This is a genomic window from Dietzia sp. DQ11-71 (assembly GCF_014144995.1).
Classification (GTDB): Bacteria; Actinomycetota; Actinomycetes; order Mycobacteriales; family Mycobacteriaceae; genus Dietzia; species Dietzia kunjamensis.
Genome location: NZ_JAALDT010000405.1, coordinates 1 through 1,728 on the forward strand (window position 1 = coordinate 1; position 1,728 = coordinate 1,728).

The window sequence follows — 1,728 nt, forward strand, 5'->3', positions numbered from 1 at the left end:
GGCGCCGGCAAGACCACCCTGCTCAAGGTGCTGCTCGGCGAACACCGGCCCGACTCCGGCACCGTCCTCGTCGACGGTCGCGCCCCCGGCGACCGCGGCACCCACCTCGGCTACGTACCGCAACAGCGCGCCTTCGACCCCGGCATCACCCTGCGCGGACGCGACCTCGTGTCCCTCGGGATCGACGGCACCCGCTGGGGCCCCGGTTGGCCGTCACGGCGCGCCGGAAAGCGGCGCATCGTCGACGACGCCCTCACCAGGCTCGCGGCCGGAAAGCTCGCCGACAAGCCACTCGGCCGGATGTCCGGCGGCGAGCAACAACGCGTGCGGGTCGCCCAGGCCATCGCGTGCGACCCGTGCGTCATGCTCTGTGACGAACCGCTGCTCAGCCTCGACCTCACCGGTCAACGCACCGTCGCCTCCGTACTCGACCACCGACGCCGCGAGCACGACACCGCGGTCGTGTTCGTCACCCACGAGATCAACCCGGTGCTGCCGATGGTCGACCGGATCGTCTACCTGGTCGACGGCCGGCACCGCATCGGCACCCCGGACGAGGTCTTCACCACCGAGGTCATGTCCGAGCTGTACTCCTCCCCCGTCGAGGTCCTGCGCGTGCGCGGACAGATCATCGTGGTGGGCGACACCCAGCACCTCGTCGCAGAACCCTGGTCGAGCGGGCACCACCACCACGATGACGACGCCGCAGGCGGCCACGACCACGGACATGGAGCGCACTGATGGACCGACTGCTCGAGATCCTCGGGTCCATCGCCGACACCGAGACCACCGCGTACCTGCTGGAGCAGGACTTCGTGCTCTACGGCCTTGCCGCGATCGCACTGCTCGGCCTGCTCTCCGGTGCGATCGGGCCGTTCATCGTGATGCGGCAGATGTCGTTCTCCGTGCACGGCGCCAGCGAGCTCGCCCTCACCGGCGCAGCCGCCGCGCTGCTGTTCGGGCTCAACCTGGGGCTGGGCGCCGTCCTGGGGTCGGTGATCGCTGCACTGATGTTCGGTCTGATGGGCTCCCGGGCGTCCCAGCGCGACAGTTCGATCGGCGTGGTCATGGCGTTCGGACTCGGCCTGGCCGTGTTGTTCATCCATCTCTACCCCGGCCGCTCGGGGACGAGCTTCTCCCTGCTCACCGGGCAGATCGTGGGAGTGTCCGAGCACGGGCTGGTGCAGATGGCGGTGGTCGCGGCCATCATCGTGGGCGCGCTGATCGTGCTGTACCGGCCACTGGTGTTCTCGTCGGCCGACCCCGAGGTCGCCGAGGCGCGGGGCGTCCCGGTGCGGGCCATCAACATGGTCTTCGCCGTGCTCGTGGGGCTGGCCGCCGCGCAGGCCGTGCAGGTCGTCGGCGCACTGTTGGTCCTGTCCCTGCTCATCACGCCCGCCGCCGCCGCAGCCGCCGTCACCTCCAGCCCGCTGCGGGCGATCGGGCTGACGATCCTGTTCGCCGAGATCGCGGCCGTCGGGGGGATGCTGCTCTCCCTCGCGCCGGGCGTGCCGGTCTCGGTGTTCGTCACCACGATCTCGTTCGTCATCTACCTCTCGTGCCGCGGTGTCGCGGCGGTGCGGCGATGACCGGGGGTGCCGGGGGTGCCGGGGGTGCCGGGGCGGACGGTGCTGGGCCGGACGGTGCTGCCGGAGGGCACGACGATGCCGCCGAACTCGAGGCCATCCGGGCCACCTATCCAACCCTGAACTGGGACTCCGCCGAGCG

General features: G+C 70.9%; 2 protein-coding genes. Both read left to right on the forward strand.

Annotated elements, in window-relative coordinates; genetic code table 11:
* Positions 1-741 (forward strand): metal ABC transporter ATP-binding protein (locus tag G6023_RS13410; protein WP_182635979.1); only part of this gene is annotated, 741 nt, incomplete at its 5' end.
* On the forward strand, positions 741-1,589 hold the full coding sequence (locus tag G6023_RS13415; protein WP_096906094.1) for a metal ABC transporter permease: 849 nt from the start codon (positions 741-743) through the stop codon (positions 1,587-1,589). The genes G6023_RS13410 and G6023_RS13415, both read left to right, overlap by 1 nt.
* Positions 1,590-1,728: the final 139 nt, after the last annotated feature.